We start from the raw sequence: 19634 nt of genomic DNA, 5'->3' as shown, positions 1-19634 counted from the left end.
TGGAGTGCCACGGGTCATGCCGGGTTATGCTTTGCCAGAAACGCCGCCATCGCCTTCAGGAATTCCAACCGGTCCTCGCCGCGGGTGAAATGATGGTCGGCCAGCGGCTGTTCGATATAATCATACGGCTTGCCCGCCGCCTTCAGCGCGTCGGCCATCATCCGCGACTGTTTCACCGGCACGCGCTTGTCCTCGCGCCCGTGCACCAGCAGGATCGGGATCGAAAAGCCCGCCGCGCCGAACCGGGGCGATACCGCGCGGTAATCGGGCGCCTGTTTCTTCAGCCAGTCGCCGCGCGTCTTGCCGAACAGGAACTGCCCGTCATAGCGCTGCATCGCGGCCAGGTCCGACACCCCGGCATAGGACACCGCGCAGCGATACAGGTCGCCGTTCCGCTGTGCCGCGCGCATCGCGGCATAGCCGCCATAGGATGCGCCGATCATGCACACGCGCCTGGGGTCGGCAATGCCCTGCCTGGCCAGAAAGGGGATGGCATCGTCCAGATCGTCCTGCATCTTCAGGCCCCACTCCCCCTCGCCCTTCTTCGCGAAGTCGGTGCCATAGCCGGACGAGCCACGATAATTGGGCTGGATCACCGCATAGCCCAGCTCGGCCAGATATTGCGTCCACCAGTCCCACCCTTCCGCATCGCGCGCGAACGGCCCGCCATGCGGCAGCACGATCAGCGGCAGGTTCTTGTGGGCGCGCAGTCGCGGCAGGGTCAGCACCGCCTCGATCGGCGTGCCGTCGCGCGCAGTGTAATGCACGGTCGACACCGGCGACAGCACGCGCCCCTTCAGCGTGTCGTTGTTCCACGCATAATGCTGCATGTTGCCATAGCTCGTGTCCCAGTAATACAGCGCCCCGGCCTGGGACGGGCGCCCCACCTCGACCAGCAATTTGCTGCGGTCGCCGTTCCACGACACGATCCGCGCCCGGCGCTCGCCCACCGCCTTGTCCACGCCGTCCTGGATCTGCTTCAGCGTCGGATTGAACCACACGGTATGACCGAACGTGTCGGTGACGTTGACGCCGTCGGCATCGGTCTCGGCCGCATTGTCGATCAGGCCGTCCAGGTCATAGCCCTGCGCAGCATACATCTTCTTGCCCAGCTTCAGGTCGGGCAGCGACACCTCGTACAGCGCGTCATGGCCATCGCTGTCGTCGAACGCCAGTGCCGAGCCGTTGGGGCGAAAGGTCAGCGGCACCACCATGCCCTCGTCGCGCTTGCGGTCGGCACGCGCGATGGTGCGGAACGGCTCGCCATTGCGGTCGCGGTACAGCAGCATCGCCTTGCGGCTTTCGTCATTGTAGCGATAGCCGATCCGCACCTGGCCCTGCCCGTCGGCATACCAGTTCCACACGTTGCGCTGCCCCTCGGCCACCGTCTTCACCCGGCCGGTCGACAGGTCCGCCTCGAACACCGACGGATAGACCTGATCCATCGATTCGATGCCGGTCTGCTTGGCGAACAGGATGCGCGGGCTGCCGTCCTTGGCAGTCCACAGCACCTCGTCGGCGCGGATGCCCGAACGGGGCCAGTCGATCCGCTTGGTGCTGCTCAGGTCCGCCGGCACGCCCAGCAGGCGGGTGACGTACACCTCCTCGCCATAGATCATGTCCTGCGCGCCGATGCCGACCGCCAGCCACTTGTCGCCGACCCAGCGCCACCAGTTGACGTCCATCTTGTCGCCGATGCGCATCGCCTTGGCCGCGCTGCTGTTGTTGAGCGGTGTGACGACCAGATACTGCTTGCCCCTGATCGCCATCCTGGCCGCGACCTGCGTCCCGTCCGGCGACAATTTGGGCCCCTCCATCGCCGGCAGCTGGGCGAACACCTCGACCGGCACGGGTGCGTTATCCGCCGCCGGCGTTTCCACGGCCGGGCCGGCCCCCGTCACCGACAGGACCAGCGCATAGATTCCAGACTTCATGTCTTCCCCCCTTCGGCACGGCCATTCCCCTGGAACCGCACCGAAGGCAGGAGGATATCAAGGCGGCGTCCCCTTGCAAGAGGCGCCCCGCATCACCCCCCGGCCAGCGCCGCCAGCAGCAGCAGGGCGACGATGTTGGTGATCTTGATCATCGGATTGACCGCCGGTCCCGCCGTGTCCTTGTACGGATCGCCCACCGTGTCGCCGGTCACCGCCGCCTTGTGCGCCTCCGATCCCTTGCCGCCGTGATTGCCGTCCTCGATATATTTTTTGGCATTGTCCCATGCGCCCCCGCCGCTCGTCATCGACAGCGCAACGAACAGGCCCGACACGATCACGCCGAGCAGCATCGCGCCCAGCGCGGCAAAGCCGTTCGCCTGCCCCGCCACCGCCCGCACGGTGAAATAGACCGCGATCGGCGACAGCACGGGCAACAGCGAGGGCACGATCATCTCGCGGATCGCGGCGCGGGTGACCAGGTCGACGGTGCGTCCGTAATTGGGCCGGCTGGTGCCCGCCATGATGCCGGGATTGTCGCGGAACTGGCCGCGCACCTCCTCCACCACCGCGCCCGCCGCGCGGCCGACCGCGGTCATCCCGAACGCGCCAAAAAGATAGGGCAGCAGCGCGCCCAGCAGCAATCCGACGATGACATACGGGTTGGACAGGCTGAAATCGACCGTCACGTCCGGGAAATAGGTGCGCAGGTCGGTGGTATAGGCCCCGAACAGCACCAGCGCGGCAAGCCCCGCCGAGCCGATCGCATAGCCCTTGGTCACCGCCTTTGTGGTGTTGCCCACCGCGTCCAGTGCGTCGGTGCGCTCGCGTACCTCATCGGGCAGGCCGGCCATCTCGGCGATGCCGCCGGCATTGTCGGTGACCGGGCCGTATGCGTCGAGCGCGACCACCATCCCCGCCTGCGCCAGCATCGCGGTCGCGGCAAAGGCGATGCCGATGATCCCCGCCAGCTGATACGCCACCACCACCGCGACGACGATGACCAGCGTCGGCAGCGCGGTCGCCTCCAGGCTGATCGCCAGCCCCTGGATCACGTTGGTGCCGTGCCCCGTCTCCGACGCCTTGGCGATCGACTTGACCGGGCGATAGGCGGTGCCCGTGTAATATTCGGTGATCCACACGATCAGCGCGGTCACCGCCAGCCCGACCAGCATGCACCAGAACAGGTCCATGCCGGTGAAGCTCGCCGCGCTGCCGGGGTCCGGGTCCAGCGTCAGCGCATCGGCGCCTGCATCCAGGAAGCCCGCCCCCCCGATCGTCGCCGACAGGTCGCCCAGCACCCAGCGCGTGGCGACATACAGCGCCGGGATCGACAGCAGGGCCGATGTCCAGAACCCCTTGTACAGCGCCCCCATGATGCTGCCCCGCCCCAGCCGCACCGCATAGGTGCCGATGATCGAGGTGACGATGCACACCGCGCCGATCACCAGCGGCAGGCCCATCAGCTGCATCAGCTCGGCCGGGTCGGCGCGCACCAGCAGCGCGATCGACACCATCGTCACGCCCAGCGTCACCACATAGGTTTCGAACAGGTCGGCGGCCATGCCGGCGCAGTCGCCGACATTGTCGCCCACATTGTCCGCGATCACCGCCGGGTTGCGCGGGTCGTCCTCGGGTATCCCCGCCTCCACCTTGCCGACCAGGTCCGCGCCGACATCCGCCGCCTTGGTAAAGATGCCCCCGCCCAGCCTTGCAAAGATCGAGATCAGCGAGGCGCCGAACGCCAGCGCGGTCAATGCCTCCACGATCCCCCGATCGTTCGGCAGGCGCCCGCCCGGCCCGGTCAGATACCAGAACAGCACCGCGATCGACAGCAGGCCCAGCCCCGCGACCAGCATCCCCGTCACCGCCCCCGACCGGAACGCCGCGGTCAGCCCGCCCTGCAGGCTGCTCCGCGCCGCCTCCGCCGTCCGCACGTTCGCCCGCACCGAGATCGTCATGCCGACGAACCCCGCCACCCCCGACAGGACCGCGCCGATCACGAAGGCGGTGGTGGACAGCCATCCCAGCGTCACCGCCATCACCACGGCGACGGCCACGCCGACGATGGCGATGGTGGTATATTGCCGCCCCAGATAGGCCTTGGCCCCTTCCTGGATGGCGGCGGCGATGTCCTGCATCCGCGCATCGCCGGGCGACAACCCCAGCAACTGGCGGCTAGTTATGGCACCATAAAGTACGGCGATCAGTCCGCCGATCATGGCCACGGAGACGGTCGTCATGCTGAAGCATCCTCCCTCGTCCAAACCCGGTCTCTTGCCGGATAAGAAGGGAGGCTAAACACCCGCAGCCAAAACGCAATCATCATGTGATAGTCCGGCGCGACCGCCGATCACGACCCGTGATGCTCGAACCCCAGCGACGACGGCAACGCCACCGCGCGGCCATGCTCGATCAGCGACAGGCCCTCGCCCACCGCGAACCATCCCACCCGCGTCGCTGCCACCGGTGGCACCGCCCCCCCGGCCAGCGCGAACAGCAGTTCGTAATCGTCCCCCGCCGTCGCCGCGGCCCGTGCATCGCCGCCCCAGGCCCGGTACGCGTCCGACAGCGGCACCGCGTCCAGGTCGACCGTCACCGCCACCCCGCTCGCCGCCGCCATCCTGCCTGCATCGATGAGCAGGCCGTCGGACACGTCCATCATCGCCCGCGCGACCGGCGCCAGCGCCCGCCCCTCCGCCAGCCGCGGCACCGGCCGGCGATAGGCCTCCAGCAATTCCGCTGGCCCATCGGACCCTTGCGCGATCGTCAGCCCCGCCCCGGCATCGCCGATCGTGCCCGTCACCCACAGCGCGTCGCCCGCCCGCGCGCCCGATCGCACCGGCGCCGCCGCGTCGCTGCCGAGCGCGGTCAGGGTCAGTGTGCGGGCACCGCGCAGCGAGACGGTATCCCCCCCGATCAACCGCGCCCCCATGGCCCGCAGCGCGTCGCCGAACCCGGCCAAAAACGCCCGGTCCCACGCATCGTCGCCGATCGAATAGTTGAGCAGCACCCCCTCGACACCGGCGCCCTTGGCGGCCAGGTCGGACAGGTTGGTGGCGACCAGCTTCCACGCCACGTCGCCCGGCGGGTCGCTCGCCAGATAATGCACCCCCTCGACCAGGCTGTCGGTGGTCACGAACAGCGCGCCCGCATCCACCACTGCGCCGTCGTCGGTCAGGCCCCGCGCGCCGGGATGCAGCGGCAGCGTGCGCAGCGCGGCGATGAACTCTCCCTCGGTCATCGCCGCGGGCGCGGCATCAGGCGCGGACCGTCTTGGCGATCCCGTCCAACACGCCGTTCACGAACCCCGACTCGCGCCGTTCGTAGAATGCATGCGCCACATCGACATATTCGCTGATGACGGCGCCCACCGGCACGTCGCGGCGCGCCAGCAGTTCGTAGGTACCGGCCCGCAGGATCGCCTTCATCGGCTTGTCCAGCCGCGCCAGCGACCAGCCCGCGGCCAGCTTGCCCTCGATCAGCAGGTCGATCTCGCCCGCCCGGTCGGTCACGCCCTTGACGATGTCGTCGAAGAAGTCGGTATCCGCCTCGGCATATTCGACATCCTCGATCGTCGCGCCGATGCGGTGATTGTGAAATTCATGCAGCAGCACGGGGACGGCGGTGCCCTCCATCTCGTGCTGATACAGCGCCTGAACGGCGGCCAAGCGCGCCGCCGCGCGCTCCTTGGTACGGTTGCTGGTACGATTCATCGTCGCGCCTTTACGCCGATGCGGCGCGGTCGTCACCCCGCCGCTATCTCGCCATCACCGTCGTCGTGGGCGTGCCGATCCTGCCCTTGGGCAGCGTCACGCCTTCGCGCGTCTGCCTGATCGGCTGGATCGTCCCGTCGGGATTGTAATACAGCCGCTCGGCCGCGACCGATCGACGGAACTCGCCACCCTGCTCGCCGTCGATGGTCAGCGTGCCGTCATGATAGAAGAAGTACCAGTCGTTCTTGAACGCTGCGATGCCGGCATGGATGGTGAAGCTGTTCGTCGCCTCGCCGGTCAGCTCGCCGCGATAGGTCCACGGCCCCTCGACCGAAGGCGCGGTGGCGTAGGAAATGCGCTCCTTCTTCTGCTCCGGCTCCTTGATCGACGCGTAGGTCAGGTAATAGAGCTCGCCCCGCTTGTGCAGCCACGGGCCTTCCAGATAATTGGTGACCTTCAACTCACGCGGCTCGCCGTCCAGTTCGGTCATGTTGGGCTTCAGCTTGGCGAGGTAGAGGTTGGAATTGCCCCAGGCCAGCCAGCTCGTCCCGTCATCGTCGGTGAACACGGTGGGGTCGATGTCGCTCCATGCGCGCCATGTCGCCTTGTTGTCCGTCACCAGCGCCGATCCGCGCGCGTCCCTGAACGGCCCCAGCGGCGTATCGCCCACCGCGACCCCGATCGCCTTGCCGGGATGCGTCGCGTCATGCTCGACCGTCACGTAGAAGTAGAATTTGCCGTTCTTCTCCACCATCTGCGACGCCCAGGCCTCGCCCTTGGCCCATGCGAAGTCGGTCGGCTTCATGATCGCACCATGCGCCGTCCAGTGCTTCATGTCGGTGGTCGAATAGGCCAGCCATTCGTTCATCGTGAAGCCCTGCTTGCCCTTGGCCTCGTCGCGCCCGGCATAGAGGTACAGCCGGTCGCCCACGACCAGCGGCGCGACGTCGGCGGTGAAGCGGTCGCGGATGATCGGGTTCGACCCCGGCCGATCGACATAGCGGCCTGCGCCGCCGCGTGCCGGCGCATCCTGCGCCACCGACACCGCACCCAGGCCGAGCGCCATCGCGACGCCGGCGCTCCACGCCAGCCGACGTGCCATACGTCCCGTTTCCATGCCGATCCTCTCCCGCCAAGCGCTGGTTGCGCCTCAGGATTTCACTCTAGGGGCGGGAAGATCGTGCCGTCAATTGTCGGACTAGAAACTCTGTCCTATCGGTTCAGTCGCAGGCGCAACGCCACCGACCGCGCATGCGCGGGCAGCCCTTCCGCCTCGGCCAGCGCGACCGTGGCGGGCCCCAGCACCTTCAGCGATTCCTCGGTCAGCCCCAGGAAGCTCGTCCGCTTCATGAAATCCAGCACCGACAATCCGCTGGCGAAGCGCGCCCGCCGCCCGGTCGGCAGCACATGGTTCGGCCCCGCGACATAATCGCCGATCGCCTCGGGGGTGTAGCGGCCCAGGAACACGCTGCCGGCATGGCGCACCCGGTCGAACAGCGCCTGCGGATCGTCGGTCGCGATCTGCAGATGCTCGGGCGCCAGGCGATCGACCAGCGGCATCGCCTCGTCCAGGGTCGGCACGACGATGATCGCGCCGTTCGCATCCCATGCCGCGCGCGCCACGGTGGCGGTCGCCAGTTCGGGAATCTGCCGGTCCACCGCCTCCGCCACCTTGTCGGCAAAGCCCGCATCGTCGGTGAACAGGATCGACTGCGTCACCGTGTCGTGCTCGGCCTGGCTCAGCAGGTCGGCCGCGATCCATTCGGGGTCGTTCTTCGCGTCGGCCACCACCACGATCTCGCTCGGCCCGGCGACCATGTCGATGCCGACCACGCCGTACACCTGCCGCTTGGCCTCCGCGACCCAGGCATTGCCCGGTCCCGTCACCACATCGACCCGCGCGATGCGCCCTGCGCCATATGCCAGCGCGCCGATCGCCTGCGCGCCGCCGATCCGCCACACCTCGTCCACGCCCGCCAGATGCGCCGCCGCCAGCACCAGCGCGTTGGTCTGCCCCCCGGGCGTCGGCACCGTCATCACCAGCCGCCCGACGCCGGCCACCTTGGCGGGGATCGCGTTCATCAGCAGCGACGACGGATAGGCCGCCCGCCCGCCGGGCACGTACAGCCCCGCCGCGTCCACCGGGCGCCAGCGCGCGCCCAGCCGGACGCCCGCCTCGTCCACCCACTCGCTGTCCTCGGGCTTCTGCTTCTCGTGATAGGTGCGGATGCGCGCGGCGGCCAGGTCCAGCGCCGCGCGCAGCTCGGGCTCCAGCCCTTCATAGGCGGCGCGGCAATCCGCCGGCTCGATCCGCCACCCGGTTTCCGCCAGGTCGTGCCCGTCCAGCTTGCGCGTGAACGCCGCCACCGCCGCCTCGCCCTCGTCGCGCACCGCGCGCAGGATGGTCGCCACGTCGCGCGCCACATCGGCATCCGCCTCGCGCCGCGCATCGACCAGTGCCTCGAACTGCGCGGCGAACCCCGCCTCGCCCACATCCAGCCGCATCACGCCGCCCTCTCCGCCACCGCGCGCCTGATCCCCTCGACCAGCGGCACCACCCGCCCGCGCGTCTTCATCGCCGCGCGATTGACCACCAGACGCGAGGTGACATGCGCGATCACCTCCACCTCGACCAGCCCGTTCTCGCTCAGCGTCCGCCCCGACGACACCAGGTCGACGATCCGCGGCGCCAGCCCCAGCGTCGGCGCCAGCTCCATCGCACCGTTCAGCTTCACGCACTCCGCCTGCACCCCGCGCTTTGCGAAGTAGGCACTGGTGATATGGGGATATTTCGTTGCCACGCGAACATGGCTCCACCCGCGCGGATCGTCGCTTGCCGCCATGTCGGCCGGCTCCGCCACCGAGATGCGGCAATGCCCGATGCCGAGGTCGACCGGCGCATACAGCTCTGAATAACTGAACTCGGCCAGCACGTCGGACCCGACGATGCCCAGTTGCGCGGCGCCATGCGCGACAAAGGTCGCCACGTCGAACGCGCGCACCCGGATCAGCTCGATTTCCGGATCGTCGGTGGCGAAGCGCAGCGCACGGCTGTTCTCGTCCGAAAAGGCGGCTTCGGGCCGGATGCCCGCGGCGGCGAGCAGCGGCAGCGCTTCGGCCAGGATGCGCCCCTTGGGCACGGCGATGATGAGCGGCTGGGACATGGTTCCCGCGCGCTTACCGGCCGCCCGGCGCGCGTGCAACGGCGCTGGCACCGATCCCACCTCCACCGCCATGGGCCGCGCGTACGTAACCGAACATTAGCATCGGCTGATCTAGGTCAACGCCGTTGCAACAACCGGTACCGCGCTGATGAGTCCCCTTCCCCTGATCGCCCCCAATCCGCCCCGGCTGAGCGAGCATCTGGACGCGTTGCGCCGCGTCGAGGCATCGGGCGTGTTCAGCAACAATGGGCCGGAGGTGCGCGCCTTCGAGGCGGAGGCGACCGGGCAGCTGTTCGACGGCCGGGGCGCCTGCCTTGCGGTCGCCAATGCGACGCTTGGCCTGATGATCGCGATCCGCGACGCGGCCGGGGCGCGCATCGCCCCCGGCACGCTGGCGCTGATACCCGCGCTGACCTTTGCCGCTACCGCCCATGCCGCGATGTGGGCCGGGCTGACGCCGCTCGTCTGCGACATCGATCCCGACGACTGGGGCCTCAGCCCCGCGGCGGAGGAACGACTGTTGGCGCAGCATGGTGCGCGCATCGGCGTGATCGTGCCCTATGCGACCTTTGGCAACGCCATCGATCTCGATCGCTATGCCTGGCTGGCGCGGCGCCACGGGGTGGGTGTGGTGATCGACGCCGCCGCCTCGCTCGGCACGCGCGATGCCGCGGGCCGCGCCTTCGGCGCCGATGCCCGCTTCGCCGTCGTCCACTCGATGCACGCCACCAAGACCTTTGCCGTGGCGGAGGGCGGCCTGATCCACAGCGCGGATACCGCCCTGATCGACCGGCTGCGCATCATGACCAATTTCGGGTTCGGTGCCCCGCGCAGCGCGACGATGCCCGGCCTGAACGCCAAGCTGCCCGAGATCCTGGCGATCATGGCCCGCGCCAAGCTGGCCGAAATCGACGCCGTGACCGATCACCGCGCCATGCTGGAGGCGACCTATCGCACCGCGGTCGGCGACGCGCTGACCCTGCAGCGTGCATCCGGCACGCGCCGCGCCACGCAGTTCATGCCGTTGCTGCTGCCCCGCCCGCTTGCCGCGCACCGCCCCGCCATTGCCGCGGCGATCGAGGCAGACGGGATCGGCTGCGGCCAGTATTTCTCCCCCCATCTCGGCCAGCAACCCTGGTTCCGCGACCATTGCGTGATCGAGCCGACACCGGTGGCGGACGATGTCGCCGGCCGCATGCTGTCGCTGCCGATCACCGATGCGATGGCGGCGGATGACGTCGGCCGCGTGGTCGATGCCGTCGCGCGCGCCTGTTCGCGCATCACGCCGCACGTCGCGGCGGCACCCGACGCGCCGGTCGCCTCGCTGCTGATCGTCGGCGGGGGCCCGGCGGGCACCGCGATCCTCACCGCCGCCAGCAAGCATGGGCTGCTCGGCACGCTCGCCCGCGACATGATCCTGGTGGAGCGCGACGACCATGTCGGCGGCGGCCGCCTGGGCGGCTATGCGATCACCTCCGATTCCACCGCGCAGACCTTTCTCACCGCGGTGCGCGACAATCCCCATGCCGAAATCGCCGCGCTCGCCGATCACCCGGTCGGCCGCACCGTCGATGCCTATCGCGACGCGCTCGGCGTCCCCCTCGCCGAAGCCGGCCCGCTGCTCCGCGAAACCGGCACGCGGCTGGCCGGCATCGTGCGCGACGGTGGCGGCACCGTGCTGACCGGGCACGAGGCCGTTGCCGCCCGCAGGCGCACCGACGGCCTGTGGAGCGTCCGCCTGCGCCGCCTGTCGGATGGGCAGGAGACGCTGCGAACCGCGCGCGCGGTGGTGATCGCGACGGGTGGGCATCAGCCGCCATCGGTCGCCGCCCGCATCGTCGCCGGCGAACCGCTGGGTGATCTTGCGGGCGACCGCCTGATTCGTTCGGACGAGCTGCTGACGATCGGCGGGCTGGAGGCGGTCACCGACCGGCTGGCCGCGATCCGCGCGCCGCGCATCGCGGTCGTCGGCGGCTCGACCAGTGCGCTGACCAGTGTCGCCCTGCTGCTCAAGGGGCGCATACCGCTGGGCGCCGGCGCGCTCACCCTGCTTCATCGCCGCCCCTTGCGGCCCTTCTATCCCTCGGTGGAGGCGGCGCAGGCGGAAGGGTTTACCGATTTCGGCCCCGACGACATTTGTCCCGTATCCGGCTTCGTCTATCGCCTTGCCGGTTTCCGGCTGGAGGCACGCGAGCTGGTCCTGCGCCTGCTCGGCGTCGATGGCCGGGTCGCCGATCCCCGCGTCGCCAGCCACCGCATCGCCGGGGATACCGACGAGGCGGCCCGCCGCATCATCCGCGAGGCCGATCTCGTCGTCGCCGCGCTCGGCTATCGCCCGCACGCCCTCGCGGTGGAGGATGACACGGGCGCACGCCTGCCGCTCGCCGCCGATCAGGGCGGCGCGATGGTCGATCGCCATTGCCGCGTCTGCGATGCCGATGGCCATCCCATCCCGAACCTGTACGGCATCGGCCTTGCCGCGGGCTTCGTGCCCTGGGGCCGGCTCGGCGGTGAACCCAGCTTCGTCGGTCAGGCCAACGGCCTCTGGCTGTGGCAGAATGATGTCGGGCTGATGATCGTCGATCAGGTGCTCGGCCGCAGCGCGGCGCGCGCGGTCGCATGACCGCGCCCACCGTCAGCGTCATCATGGCGGCCTATAACGGCGCTGCCTGGCTCCCCGAGACGCTGCAAAGCCTCGCCGCACAGACCTTTCCCGATTTCGAGGTGCTGGTCGTCGACGATTGCTCGACCGACGATACCCGCGATCTCGTCGCGTCCTGGCCGGATGCGCGCGTCCGCCTGATCGCGCTGGACGCCAATGGCGGCCCGGTGCGCGCCCGCAACCGCGCGGTGGCGGAGGCGCGCGGGCGCTATCTCGCCGCGCTCGACCAGGACGACCTGTGCCGCCCGGATCGCTTCGCGCGGCAGGTCGCCTATCTCGACGCGCACCCCGATGTCGCGCTGCTCGGCACCAATGTCGAATTCCTGCGCGGCCGCAGCATCCGTCCATCCGGATACAGCGCGCACACCTCGCCCGCGCTGCTCGACTGGCTGGTGCGTATCGGCAACCCGCTCGCCTGGTCGTCGGTGATGGTCCGCACCACCGCCGCCCGCGCGCTCGACCCCTTCACCCGCCCCGATATCCTCTATGCCGAGGATTTCGACCTGTATCACCGCATCCGCCCGCATGGCCGCATCGCCCGGCTCGATACGCCGCTGCTCCTCTATCGCCAGCATGCCGGTGGCGCCTCGCAGCGTTATACCGCGACGATGGAGGCAAGCGCCACGCGCGTACTGGCCGACGCCTATGCCGCCGTGTTCGAGGACGAGGCGCCCGCGCGCGCCGCGCTGATCGTGCGCCATCTCGTCGCTGGCCAGCCGCCCGCGGGCCGGGCCGATCTTGCCGCGGTCGGCGATACGCTGACCCGGCTGCTCGCCGCGCACCGCGCCGAACATGCGCCGACACCTGCGGACTGGCGCCTGATCAAATGGGAAACCGCGCGCCGCTGGGCGCAGGTGGGACGCGCCGGCCTGCGCTCGGGATCGCTGACGCTGGCCGATCTGGTCGCCACGCGTCCGGCGCATCTGGGCCTGGGCTATGCAGGGCCGGAGGCGCTGTTATGGTCCGGGATGATCGGCGGCGCGCGGCGCACCGCCGCCCGCCGCCGCACGCTGGCTCAGGCCTTGGCGGCGAAGATCATCCGGCCCGGCCCCAGTCGGGCGAAGACCTGATCCAGGTCGCGCTCGCCGACCGCGAAGCAGCCCTGGCTGCGTCCCAGCACGCCGCGGCCCTTCAGCACGTCCTTGTTGGCGTACCACGCCGAATGCACCACGATCGCGCGGCCCATCGCATTGTTGTTGGTGGGGTCCATGCCCACCAGCCGCTGCGAGCGGCCATGCTTGCCGGTATAATAGCTGTCGGTCAGGAAGGCGCCTTCCGACGACGCATTCGATCCGAACGCGTTGGAGAAGCGCTGGAGATAGCCGGTATGCGCCGGATCGGAGCCGCTGCCATGCGCGACCAGCAGCGAGCTGGACTGGCCGCTGACCAGATCGATGAAGTGGAACCGCGGCTGCGACGAGGATGCGGCGAAATCGACCACCGCGATCCGGTCGCGGTGCGTGATACGGCTGCCATGCTGCTGCATCGCCGCCATCGCCCGTCGGAACAGGTCCGGCCGCACGACGCGCGGGCTGGTCGCCACCGCCTGCGCGGGTACGCGTGCCGCCGGCACCGGCGGCTGCTTCACCGGCTTCAGGTCGCGCGCGGTCAGGCGCTGCGTGGCGGAAACCGCGCTGGGGATCGCCAGCGCCCCGGCCAGAACCAGGCCGTTCTTCAGGATGGCACGGCGTCCATGCGCCGCGTCGTCATGATCGTACGTCAATGTCTTTTAGCCCCGTGGATCAAACCCGCTGAGGCCTATTTACAGGAAAGACGGTTAATTTTCGCCCGCTTTTCCGCCATTTTCGCTGTCTGTTCCGGCAATCCGCCGCGCTTCGCACACGCCTTGCCGTTGAACCGCTCTGGCACGTTTTTCGTTTACGCGCGTTAAGACGTTCAGAACTTGCCAAGGATGAGGGACATGAACCGACTCGCTGTCGCGGCGCTGGCGTGTGCCGCCGCGCTCGCCGCCGTATCCCCGGCGCACGCTTCCGAGGACGCTACCATTGCCATCGCCCAGGCGGCGGCGGGATTGGCGCCCAACAAATATGTCTGGAACGACCCGGGCACGCCCGAGGCGGTCACTGTGGTGGTATCACTGCCAGAGCAGCGCGCCTATGTCTACCGCGGATCGATGATGGTCGCCGCCGCGACGATTTCTTCGGGCAAGGATGGCAAGGATACGCCGGTCGGCGTGTTCCCCATCCTGCAAAAGCGCGAGGTGCACCGCTCCAACCTGTATAACGACGCGCCGATGCCGTTCATGCAGCGGCTGACCTGGGACGGCGTGGCGCTGCATGCCGGTCGCAATCCGGGCTTTCCCGATTCGCACGGCTGCATCCGCCTGCCCGCCGGTTTCGCCAAGAAGCTGTTTGCGGTGACTCAGGTCGGCTCCACCGTCGTGGTCACCGATCAGGTCGTGGCCGGCGAGCCGCTCGACGCCTCGCTGCTGGTCGAGGCGGATGCCGCGCGCGCCAATCAGGAGCAGCTGGCGATGATCGACGCGCAGTAACGCGGGCGTCAGGCCGCGACCGGCAATCCCAGCGCGGCCAGTTGCGGGCGCAACGTGCCCACATCGGTGAAGTGCAGCGCGACGATTCCCATCGCGGCGGCCGCTTCGATGTTGGCGGCATTGTCGTCGATGAACACCGCCTCGCCCGGCCGCAGCCCGAACCGGTCGAGCGCGAGGCGGTAGATCGCGGGGTCCGGCTTCACCAGCTTCTCGTCGCCCGATACCACCACGTCACGGAACCGGTCGAACATCGCCGCCTCGCGCGCACGGAACGGCGGCCAGAATTCGTGGCTGAAATTGGTGATCGCGAACAGGGGCACGCCGCGGGCGTCGAGTTCCTCGACGAGTGCATGCATGCCCGGCATCGGATCGCCGATGCTGTCCAGGAAGCGTGGACCCCAATGGCCGATCAGTTCGCGATGCTGCGGGAAACGCGCGATCAGCTCCGCCGATGTATCGGCGAAGTCGCGGCCGGCGTCATGCTGGAAATGCCAGTCATGCGTCAGCACATCGGCCAGAAACGCATCGAGCGCCCGATCGTCCTCGATCAGGCGCCGATACAGAAACCGTGGGTCCCAGTCGTACAGGACGCGACCGACGTCGAAGATGACGGCGGTCGGCTGTTCAGCGGACTGCACGGACCAACCCGTCCAGTCGGCCCGAATCAGCCCTGGCGCGCCTTGAAGCGACGGTTGGTCTTGTTGATGACGTAGGTGCGGCCGCGACGACGGATCACGCGGTTGTCCCGGTGACGATCCTTGAGCGACTTCAGGGAATTGCGGATCTTCATGATCGATTCGCTTCTTTTCGAATGAATGAGTGTCTGGAAAGTGCCGCCGCCTAGTGGTCCGCCGCCTGCAAGTCAAGGTTGGCGACGGACCTCTCCGCATATCTCGGGCGTTGCCTATCCGTAACGTCTTGCCGCAAGGTGCTTCCATGATCGCACGCCCGCTCCTCCTCACCGCCCTGTCCGGCCTCGCTTTGTCCGGCCTGGCCGCCTGCACCACCACCGGCCGCTCCGCGCCCGCCGAGGTGATCCGCTACCATCTTGGCGAGCCGATCCCGCGCGGCACCGTTGCGGTCGAACCCCTCTCGCCCACCGGCCCCGCCTCGATCGAATTCAAGACCTACGCCGCCGCGGTCGAAACCGAATTGCTGCGCAGCGGCTATGCCACCCCCGCCCCCGGCGCGCAGCCGCAGTTCATCGCCACCGTCGCCTTCACCCGCGCCAACCATGTCGGCCCGCCGCGCCAGTCCCCCGTCTCCATCGGCCTTGGCGGCGGCGGCTTCTCCGGCGGACGCGGCGGTGGCGGCGTCGGCCTCGGCGGGGGCCTCAGCTTCCCGCTCGGCTCCTCCCGCGGACGCGACATCGTCACCACCGAACTCACCGTCACCATCAAACGCCGCGCCGACCAGTCCCCCGTTTGGGAAGGCAGCTCGCGCACCTATGCCGACGCACGCGCGGCCGACGCCACCGCCTCCAGCCAGGCCGCAAAGCTGGCGGGCGCGCTGTTCACGGGGTTCCCCGGCGAGTCCGGTCGCACTATCGAGGTGAAATGAGCATCACCATCAACGCCGGTTTCGACGGCGGCAACATCCGCGTCACCGGGATCGAGGGCGACACGGTCGATCTGGAGATCGTACAGGATCGCCAGTCGGACTTTTATCAATGGTTCTTCTTCCGCGTCGCCGGGGCGCGCGGACGGACGCTGACCTTTCGCATCACCAATGCGGGCGGCTCGGCCTATCCGTTCGGCTGGCCCGGCTATGCGGTGCGCGCCAGCACCGATCGTCGCGACTGGTGGATGACGCCGACCCGCTACGGCGATGGCGTGCTGGAATGGCAGTGGACCGGTGACAGCGAACTGGCCTGGTTCGCCTATTTCGAACCCTATACCACGGACATGCACGATGCGCTCGTCGCGCGCATCGCGGCGCGGCCCGGCGTCACCCATCTCGAACTCGGCCAGTCGCTTGATGGACAGGCGATCGATTATTTCCGCATCGGCACCGGTGCCAGGCAGGTCTGGCTCTATGCCCGCCAGCATCCCGGCGAATCGATGGCCGAATGGTGGATGGACGGCGCACTCGACTGGCTGACCAGTTCGGCGGCCGACGCGCTGCTCGCCAAGGCGACCGTTCACGTCGTCCCCAACATGAACCCGGACGGCACCCGCCGCGGCCATCTGCGCACCAATGCGGCGGGCGTAAACCTCAACCGCGAATGGCACGCCCCCACGCCCGATCGCAGCCCGGAAGTGCTGTGCGTGCGCAACCGGATGGACGAAACCGGCGTCGACTTCGCAATCGACGTGCACGGCGACGAGGCGATCCCCGCGAACTTCATCGCAGGGTTCGAGGGCATTCCGAGCTGGACCGAGGCGCAGGGCGCCAAATTCTATGAGTTCGGCCGCCGCCTGGCCGCCCACACGCCCGATTTCCAGACCGAACTCGGCTATGAAAAGGCGGCTGCCGGCAACGCCAACCTGTCGATGTCGACCAACCAGTTGGCCGAGCGGTTCGGCGCGGTTTCGGTCACGCTGGAAATGCCGTTCAAGGATCACGATCCCAATCCGGACGCACGCCATGGCTGGTCCGGCGCACGCTCCGCCAAACTTGGCGTCGCCTGCCTGGAAACGCTGGCCGGGATGATCGACGAGATCTGATCCGGCCGCCCGGCCCGCCGCGGCCACCGAACACCTGGTTAAAAAGGGAAAACACCCATGCCCACGCTTGTCCTGATCCGCCACGGCCAGTCCGCCTGGAATTTGGAAAACCGCTTCACCGGCTGGTGGGACGTGGACGTCACCGCGCAGGGCGCAGCGGAGGCGCGTGCCGCCGGTGCGCTGATGGCGGACAAGGGCCTGGATTTCGACCTGACCTTCACCAGCCTCCAGACCCGCGCGATCAAGACGCTCAACCTTGCGCTGGAAACGATGGGTCGCCTGTGGCTGCCCACCGAGAAGCATTGGCGCCTGAACGAGCGTCACTATGGCGGCCTGACCGGACTCGACAAGGCGGAGACCGCCGCCAAGCATGGCGAGGAGCAGGTGAAGATCTGGCGCCGCAGCTTCGACGTGCCGCCCCCCGCCTCGGAACCCGGCGGTGAGTTCGACATGACCAACGACCGCCGCTACGCCGATATCGACATCCCGGTCGCGGAAAGCCTGAAGGACACGATCGACCGCGTGCTTCCCTATTGGGACGGCCGCATCGCGCCCGCGCTGAAGGAGGGCAACCGCGTCCTCATCTCCGCGCACGGCAATTCGTTGCGCGCGCTGGTCAAGCACCTGTCGAATATCCCGGACGACGAGATCACCGGCCTGGAAATCCCCACCGGCCAGCCGATCGTCTACGAACTGGACGACGACCTGACCCCGCGCGAACGCTATTATCTGTCCGAGCGCTGATACGTCGCCTTAGGAACCCTCTCCCCTCCGGGGAGAGGGGCCCGTCGCGAAGCGATGGGAGGGTGAGGGGCCGCCAGGCAATACAAGATGTCAGCGAATTCACCTGACACGCACCTGTCTTGCCCCCTTTCCCCCATCCCGCTAGTCACCCCGCTTCGCGACACCGGCAGTTGAACGGAACAGGCAGACGAACATGGCGCTGGTCGGCATCATCATGGGCTCCACCTCCGATTGGGAGACGATGCGCCACGCGAGCGAAACGCTCGACGCGCTCGGCATCGCGCATGAAACCAGGGTGGTGTCCGCGCATCGCACCCCCCAGCGCCTTTATGATTATGCCACCGGCGCCGCCGATCGCGGCCTGCGGGTCATCATCGCCGGCGCCGGCGGCGCGGCGCATCTGCCCGGCATGGCCGCGTCGATGACGCACCTGCCCGTGCTGGGCGTGCCGGTCGAATCCAAGGCGCTGAAGGGCATGGATAGCCTGCTCTCGATCGTACAGATGCCCGGCGGTATCCCTGTCGGCACGCTGGCGATCGGCAAGGCGGGGGCGATCAACGCCGGCCTGCTCGCCGCCTCCATCCTCGCCCTGTCCGACGACCGCCTGTCGGCCCGCCTCCAGGACTGGCGCGCCCGCCAGACCGACAGCGTCGCAACCGACCCGCAATGACCGGCCCCGTAATGATCGACGGCGCCCTCCCCCCCGGCAGCACGATCGGCATCCTCGGCGGCGGTCAGCTCGGCCGCATGCTCGCCGTCGCGGCGGCACAGCTCGGCTACCGCACCCATATCCTGGCCCCCGACCGTGAAAGCGTCGCGGCGCAGACCGCATCCAGCCTCACCCGCGCCGATTACCACAACCGCATCGTTCTCGCCGACTTCGCCGCCGCATGCGACGTGGTGACCTACGAATTCGAGAATATCGACGTCGTCCCCGTCGAATGGCTGGCCGATCGCGTGCCCGTTCATCCCCATCCGCGCGCCCTGCGCGTCGCGCAGGACCGGATCGCGGAAAAGCGGTTCGTCGACGGCATCGGCGGCCGCCCCGCCCCCTGGGCGCAGGTCGACAGCCGCCAGGACCTGTCCGTCGCGCTCGACCGGATCGGCACCCCGGCCATCCTGAAAACCACGCGCTTCGGCTATGACGGCAAGGGGCAGGCGGTGATCCGCTCTGCGGACGATGCGGATGCGGTGTGGGAGGCGATCGGCGGCCCCGCCGTGCTCGAAGGCTTCGTTACCTTCAGCCATGAATTCTCGATCCTGATCGCGCGCGGCCATGACGGCGCGACCGTGCGCTACGATCCGCCGCACAATGTCCATTTGGACGCGATCCTGCGCACCTCCACGCTGCCCGCCCCGCCCGCAATTCTCGCCCAGGCCGAGGAGGCGACCGCGCTTGCCTGTCGCATCGCCGCCGAGCTCGACTATGTCGGCGTCCTCGCCTGCGAGTTCTTCGCGACCGAAAACGGGCCCGTCTTCAACGAGATGGCGCCCCGCGTCCACAATTCCGGCCATTGGACGATCGAGGGGGCGCAGATCTCCCAGTTCGAAAACCACATTCGTGCCATCTGTGGCCTGCCGCTCGGCGACACCGCCCTCACCGGCAGCGACGTGACGATGACCAACCTGATCGGCGACGACGCCTGGGACGACGCATTGACCCAGCCCGGCGCCCATCTTCATCTCTACGGCAAGGGCACCGCCCGCCCCGGTCGCAAGATGGGACACGTCACCCGCATCCTGCGCTGAAGCGGCTTTCCAACCGCTCCAGTGAGATGACACGGGATTGCCCCCGTTCGTCTCGAATAACCGCCCAGCAGCGGCAACGCCGCGTATCGAGAGACACGTCATCCCCGCGCGGCACTGTCTCGACACGAACGGATCAGGATGATGTCTTCCTGATCCGGCTCTCACCCCGCCGGGTCGCGCGGCAGCCCGCGAAAGGCGGGTAGTTCGAAGATCACGGGGATGGTCAGCGGCACATCGACCACGGTGTTACCGCGCATGACCGGCTTCAGCCGAAACAGGTGTATCATCGCCAGCGCGGCCTTGCCGAAGCCGACCCCCTGCGGATGCTCCTCTGCCACCACACAGCGCCGGGGTGGGCCGGGCCGCGGCACGATGCACGCCAGCACGACGCGCCCGCTCAACCGCTCCTTTATCGCCTGGCGCGGCCAATAGGGCTCCATCTGCCGCCGTGTCGGCATGACGATCCACGCGGCGCGCTGCATCGCCGCAC

19 protein-coding genes are annotated in these 19634 nt (G+C 68.6%); 8 read left to right on the top strand and 11 right to left on the bottom strand.

The features are described 5' to 3' along the window. Nucleotides 1–14: 14 nt before the first annotated feature. The 7 genes from OXR08_RS14230 to hisG all read right to left on the bottom strand — a co-directional run bounded on the left by OXR08_RS14230 (nt 15) and on the right by hisG (nt 8811). Nucleotides 15–1934 carry a S9 family peptidase gene (locus OXR08_RS14230; RefSeq protein WP_267350858.1) on the bottom strand — a complete coding sequence of 640 codons (1920 nt, stop codon included), beginning with the start codon at nt 1932–1934 and terminating at the stop codon, nt 15–17. Nucleotides 1935–2026: 92 nt separating this feature from the next. Next, the gene (locus OXR08_RS14225) at nt 2027–4174 is read right to left on the bottom strand and encodes a sodium-translocating pyrophosphatase (protein WP_267350856.1); all 2148 of its coding nucleotides are present in this window, start codon (nt 4172–4174) and stop codon (nt 2027–2029) included. A gap of 110 nt (nt 4175–4284) precedes the next feature. Then, nucleotides 4285–5175, bottom strand: a complete 891-nt coding sequence (gene thiL / locus OXR08_RS14220; RefSeq protein WP_267350854.1) for a thiamine-phosphate kinase — start codon at nt 5173–5175, stop codon at nt 4285–4287. 16 nt (nt 5176–5191) lie between these two features. Beyond that, complete coding sequence (gene nusB, locus OXR08_RS14215; protein ID WP_149682725.1) at nt 5192–5647, bottom strand: transcription antitermination factor NusB; 456 nt, start codon at nt 5645–5647, stop codon at nt 5192–5194. Nucleotides 5648–5690: 43 nt separating this feature from the next. Beyond that, on the bottom strand, nt 5691–6764 hold the full coding sequence (locus OXR08_RS14210) for a glycoside hydrolase family 43 protein (RefSeq protein ID WP_267350852.1): 1074 nt from the start codon (nt 6762–6764) through the stop codon (nt 5691–5693). A gap of 95 nt (nt 6765–6859) precedes the next feature. Beyond that, complete coding sequence (gene hisD / locus OXR08_RS14205; RefSeq protein ID WP_162844020.1) at nt 6860–8152, bottom strand: histidinol dehydrogenase; 1293 nt, start codon at nt 8150–8152, stop codon at nt 6860–6862. Continuing rightward, nucleotides 8152–8811 carry an ATP phosphoribosyltransferase gene (hisG, locus tag OXR08_RS14200; RefSeq protein WP_267350850.1) on the bottom strand — a complete coding sequence of 220 codons (660 nt, stop codon included), beginning with the start codon at nt 8809–8811 and terminating at the stop codon, nt 8152–8154. Before hisG ends, hisD begins: the two co-directional genes overlap by 1 nt. A gap of 148 nt (nt 8812–8959) precedes the next feature. Here hisG and OXR08_RS14195 point away from each other — a divergent pair, with 148 nt between their 5' ends. Continuing rightward, the gene (locus tag OXR08_RS14195) at nt 8960–11434 is read left to right on the top strand and encodes an aminotransferase class I/II-fold pyridoxal phosphate-dependent enzyme (RefSeq protein ID WP_267350848.1); all 2475 of its coding nucleotides are present in this window, start codon (nt 8960–8962) and stop codon (nt 11432–11434) included. Then, entirely contained in the window at nt 11431–12543 is a 1113-nt protein-coding gene (locus OXR08_RS14190) for a glycosyltransferase (protein WP_267350846.1), read from the top strand. Before OXR08_RS14195 ends, OXR08_RS14190 begins: the two co-directional genes overlap by 4 nt. On the opposite strand, the gene OXR08_RS14185 is transcribed toward OXR08_RS14190, so the two are convergent. Continuing rightward, a complete protein-coding gene (locus OXR08_RS14185; protein WP_235904069.1) occupies nt 12489–13196 on the bottom strand; it encodes a murein L,D-transpeptidase catalytic domain family protein in 708 nt (235 codons plus the stop codon). The two genes, OXR08_RS14190 and OXR08_RS14185, sit on opposite strands and share 55 nt — an antisense overlap. 198 nt (nt 13197–13394) lie before the next feature. On the opposite strand from OXR08_RS14185, the gene OXR08_RS14180 reads away from it, so the two are divergent. After that, entirely contained in the window at nt 13395–13985 is a 591-nt protein-coding gene (locus tag OXR08_RS14180; RefSeq protein WP_112383839.1) for a L,D-transpeptidase family protein, read from the top strand. Nucleotides 13986–13993: 8 nt separating this feature from the next. Here OXR08_RS14180 and OXR08_RS14175 read toward each other — a convergent pair whose 3' ends face one another. Together OXR08_RS14175 and ykgO are read right to left on the bottom strand one after the other, a co-directional pair. Continuing rightward, nucleotides 13994–14623, bottom strand: a complete 630-nt coding sequence (locus OXR08_RS14175; RefSeq protein WP_149682720.1) for an HAD family phosphatase — start codon at nt 14621–14623, stop codon at nt 13994–13996. Nucleotides 14624–14649: 26 nt separating this feature from the next. Then, nucleotides 14650–14775, bottom strand: coding sequence for a type B 50S ribosomal protein L36 (gene ykgO / locus OXR08_RS14170; RefSeq protein WP_003046794.1), 126 nt, complete (start codon nt 14773–14775; stop codon nt 14650–14652). 146 nt (nt 14776–14921) lie between these two features. Here ykgO and OXR08_RS14165 point away from each other — a divergent pair, with 146 nt between their 5' ends. The 5 genes from OXR08_RS14165 to OXR08_RS14145 all read left to right on the top strand — a co-directional run bounded on the left by OXR08_RS14165 (nt 14922) and on the right by OXR08_RS14145 (nt 19144). Next, on the top strand, nt 14922–15545 hold the full coding sequence (locus OXR08_RS14165) for a DUF4136 domain-containing protein (RefSeq protein ID WP_149682719.1): 624 nt from the start codon (nt 14922–14924) through the stop codon (nt 15543–15545). Beyond that, nucleotides 15542–16651: a M14-type cytosolic carboxypeptidase gene (locus OXR08_RS14160; protein WP_267350764.1), complete on the top strand. Its 1110-nt coding sequence runs from the start codon at nt 15542–15544 to the stop codon at nt 16649–16651. The genes OXR08_RS14165 and OXR08_RS14160 overlap by 4 nt, the downstream gene beginning before the upstream one ends. Nucleotides 16652–16708: 57 nt before the next feature. Further along, the gene (gpmA, locus tag OXR08_RS14155) at nt 16709–17395 is read left to right on the top strand and encodes a 2,3-diphosphoglycerate-dependent phosphoglycerate mutase (protein ID WP_267350762.1); all 687 of its coding nucleotides are present in this window, start codon (nt 16709–16711) and stop codon (nt 17393–17395) included. Nucleotides 17396–17588: 193 nt separating this feature from the next. Continuing rightward, complete coding sequence (purE, locus tag OXR08_RS14150; protein WP_267350760.1) at nt 17589–18065, top strand: 5-(carboxyamino)imidazole ribonucleotide mutase; 477 nt, start codon at nt 17589–17591, stop codon at nt 18063–18065. Continuing rightward, nucleotides 18062–19144: a 5-(carboxyamino)imidazole ribonucleotide synthase gene (locus tag OXR08_RS14145; RefSeq protein ID WP_267350758.1), complete on the top strand. Its 1083-nt coding sequence runs from the start codon at nt 18062–18064 to the stop codon at nt 19142–19144. The genes purE and OXR08_RS14145 overlap by 4 nt, the downstream gene beginning before the upstream one ends. A gap of 161 nt (nt 19145–19305) precedes the next feature. Here the strand turns inward: OXR08_RS14145 and OXR08_RS14140 are convergent. Next, nucleotides 19306–19634: TonB family protein (locus tag OXR08_RS14140; protein WP_267350757.1), on the bottom strand; the 329-nt coding region annotated here is incomplete at its 5' end.

Origin of the sequence: Sphingomonas sp. GM_Shp_2 (assembly GCF_026540875.1) — a bacterium.
GTDB lineage: Bacteria > Pseudomonadota > Alphaproteobacteria > Sphingomonadales > Sphingomonadaceae > Sphingomonas > Sphingomonas carotinifaciens.
Note: the sequence above shows the minus strand (reverse complement) of the source record. Positions and strands in the feature narration are given on the sequence as shown.

What these genes read in the sequence shown, in the direction of transcription:
- OXR08_RS14230 (WP_267350858.1), bottom strand. Translation starts at nt 1,934, where the DNA reads ATGAAGTCTGGAATCTATGCGCTGGTCCTGTCGGTGACGGGGGCCGGC.
- OXR08_RS14225 (WP_267350856.1), bottom strand. Translation starts at nt 4,174, where the DNA reads ATGACGACCGTCTCCGTGGCCATGATCGGCGGACTGATCGCCGTACTT.
- thiL (WP_267350854.1), bottom strand. Translation starts at nt 5,175, where the DNA reads ATGACCGAGGGAGAGTTCATCGCCGCGCTGCGCACGCTGCCGCTGCAT.
- nusB (WP_149682725.1), bottom strand. Translation starts at nt 5,647, where the DNA reads ATGAATCGTACCAGCAACCGTACCAAGGAGCGCGCGGCGGCGCGCTTG.
- OXR08_RS14210 (WP_267350852.1), bottom strand. Translation starts at nt 6,764, where the DNA reads ATGGAAACGGGACGTATGGCACGTCGGCTGGCGTGGAGCGCCGGCGTC.
- hisD (WP_162844020.1), bottom strand. Translation starts at nt 8,152, where the DNA reads ATGCGGCTGGATGTGGGCGAGGCGGGGTTCGCCGCGCAGTTCGAGGCA.
- hisG (WP_267350850.1), bottom strand. Translation starts at nt 8,811, where the DNA reads ATGTCCCAGCCGCTCATCATCGCCGTGCCCAAGGGGCGCATCCTGGCC.
- OXR08_RS14195 (WP_267350848.1), top strand. Translation starts at nt 8,960, where the DNA reads ATGAGTCCCCTTCCCCTGATCGCCCCCAATCCGCCCCGGCTGAGCGAG.
- OXR08_RS14190 (WP_267350846.1), top strand. Translation starts at nt 11,431, where the DNA reads ATGACCGCGCCCACCGTCAGCGTCATCATGGCGGCCTATAACGGCGCT.
- OXR08_RS14180 (WP_112383839.1), top strand. Translation starts at nt 13,395, where the DNA reads ATGAACCGACTCGCTGTCGCGGCGCTGGCGTGTGCCGCCGCGCTCGCC.
- ykgO (WP_003046794.1), bottom strand. Translation starts at nt 14,775, where the DNA reads ATGAAGATCCGCAATTCCCTGAAGTCGCTCAAGGATCGTCACCGGGAC.
- OXR08_RS14165 (WP_149682719.1), top strand. Translation starts at nt 14,922, where the DNA reads ATGATCGCACGCCCGCTCCTCCTCACCGCCCTGTCCGGCCTCGCTTTG.
- OXR08_RS14160 (WP_267350764.1), top strand. Translation starts at nt 15,542, where the DNA reads ATGAGCATCACCATCAACGCCGGTTTCGACGGCGGCAACATCCGCGTC.
- gpmA (WP_267350762.1), top strand. Translation starts at nt 16,709, where the DNA reads ATGCCCACGCTTGTCCTGATCCGCCACGGCCAGTCCGCCTGGAATTTG.
- purE (WP_267350760.1), top strand. Translation starts at nt 17,589, where the DNA reads ATGGCGCTGGTCGGCATCATCATGGGCTCCACCTCCGATTGGGAGACG.
- OXR08_RS14145 (WP_267350758.1), top strand. Translation starts at nt 18,062, where the DNA reads ATGACCGGCCCCGTAATGATCGACGGCGCCCTCCCCCCCGGCAGCACG.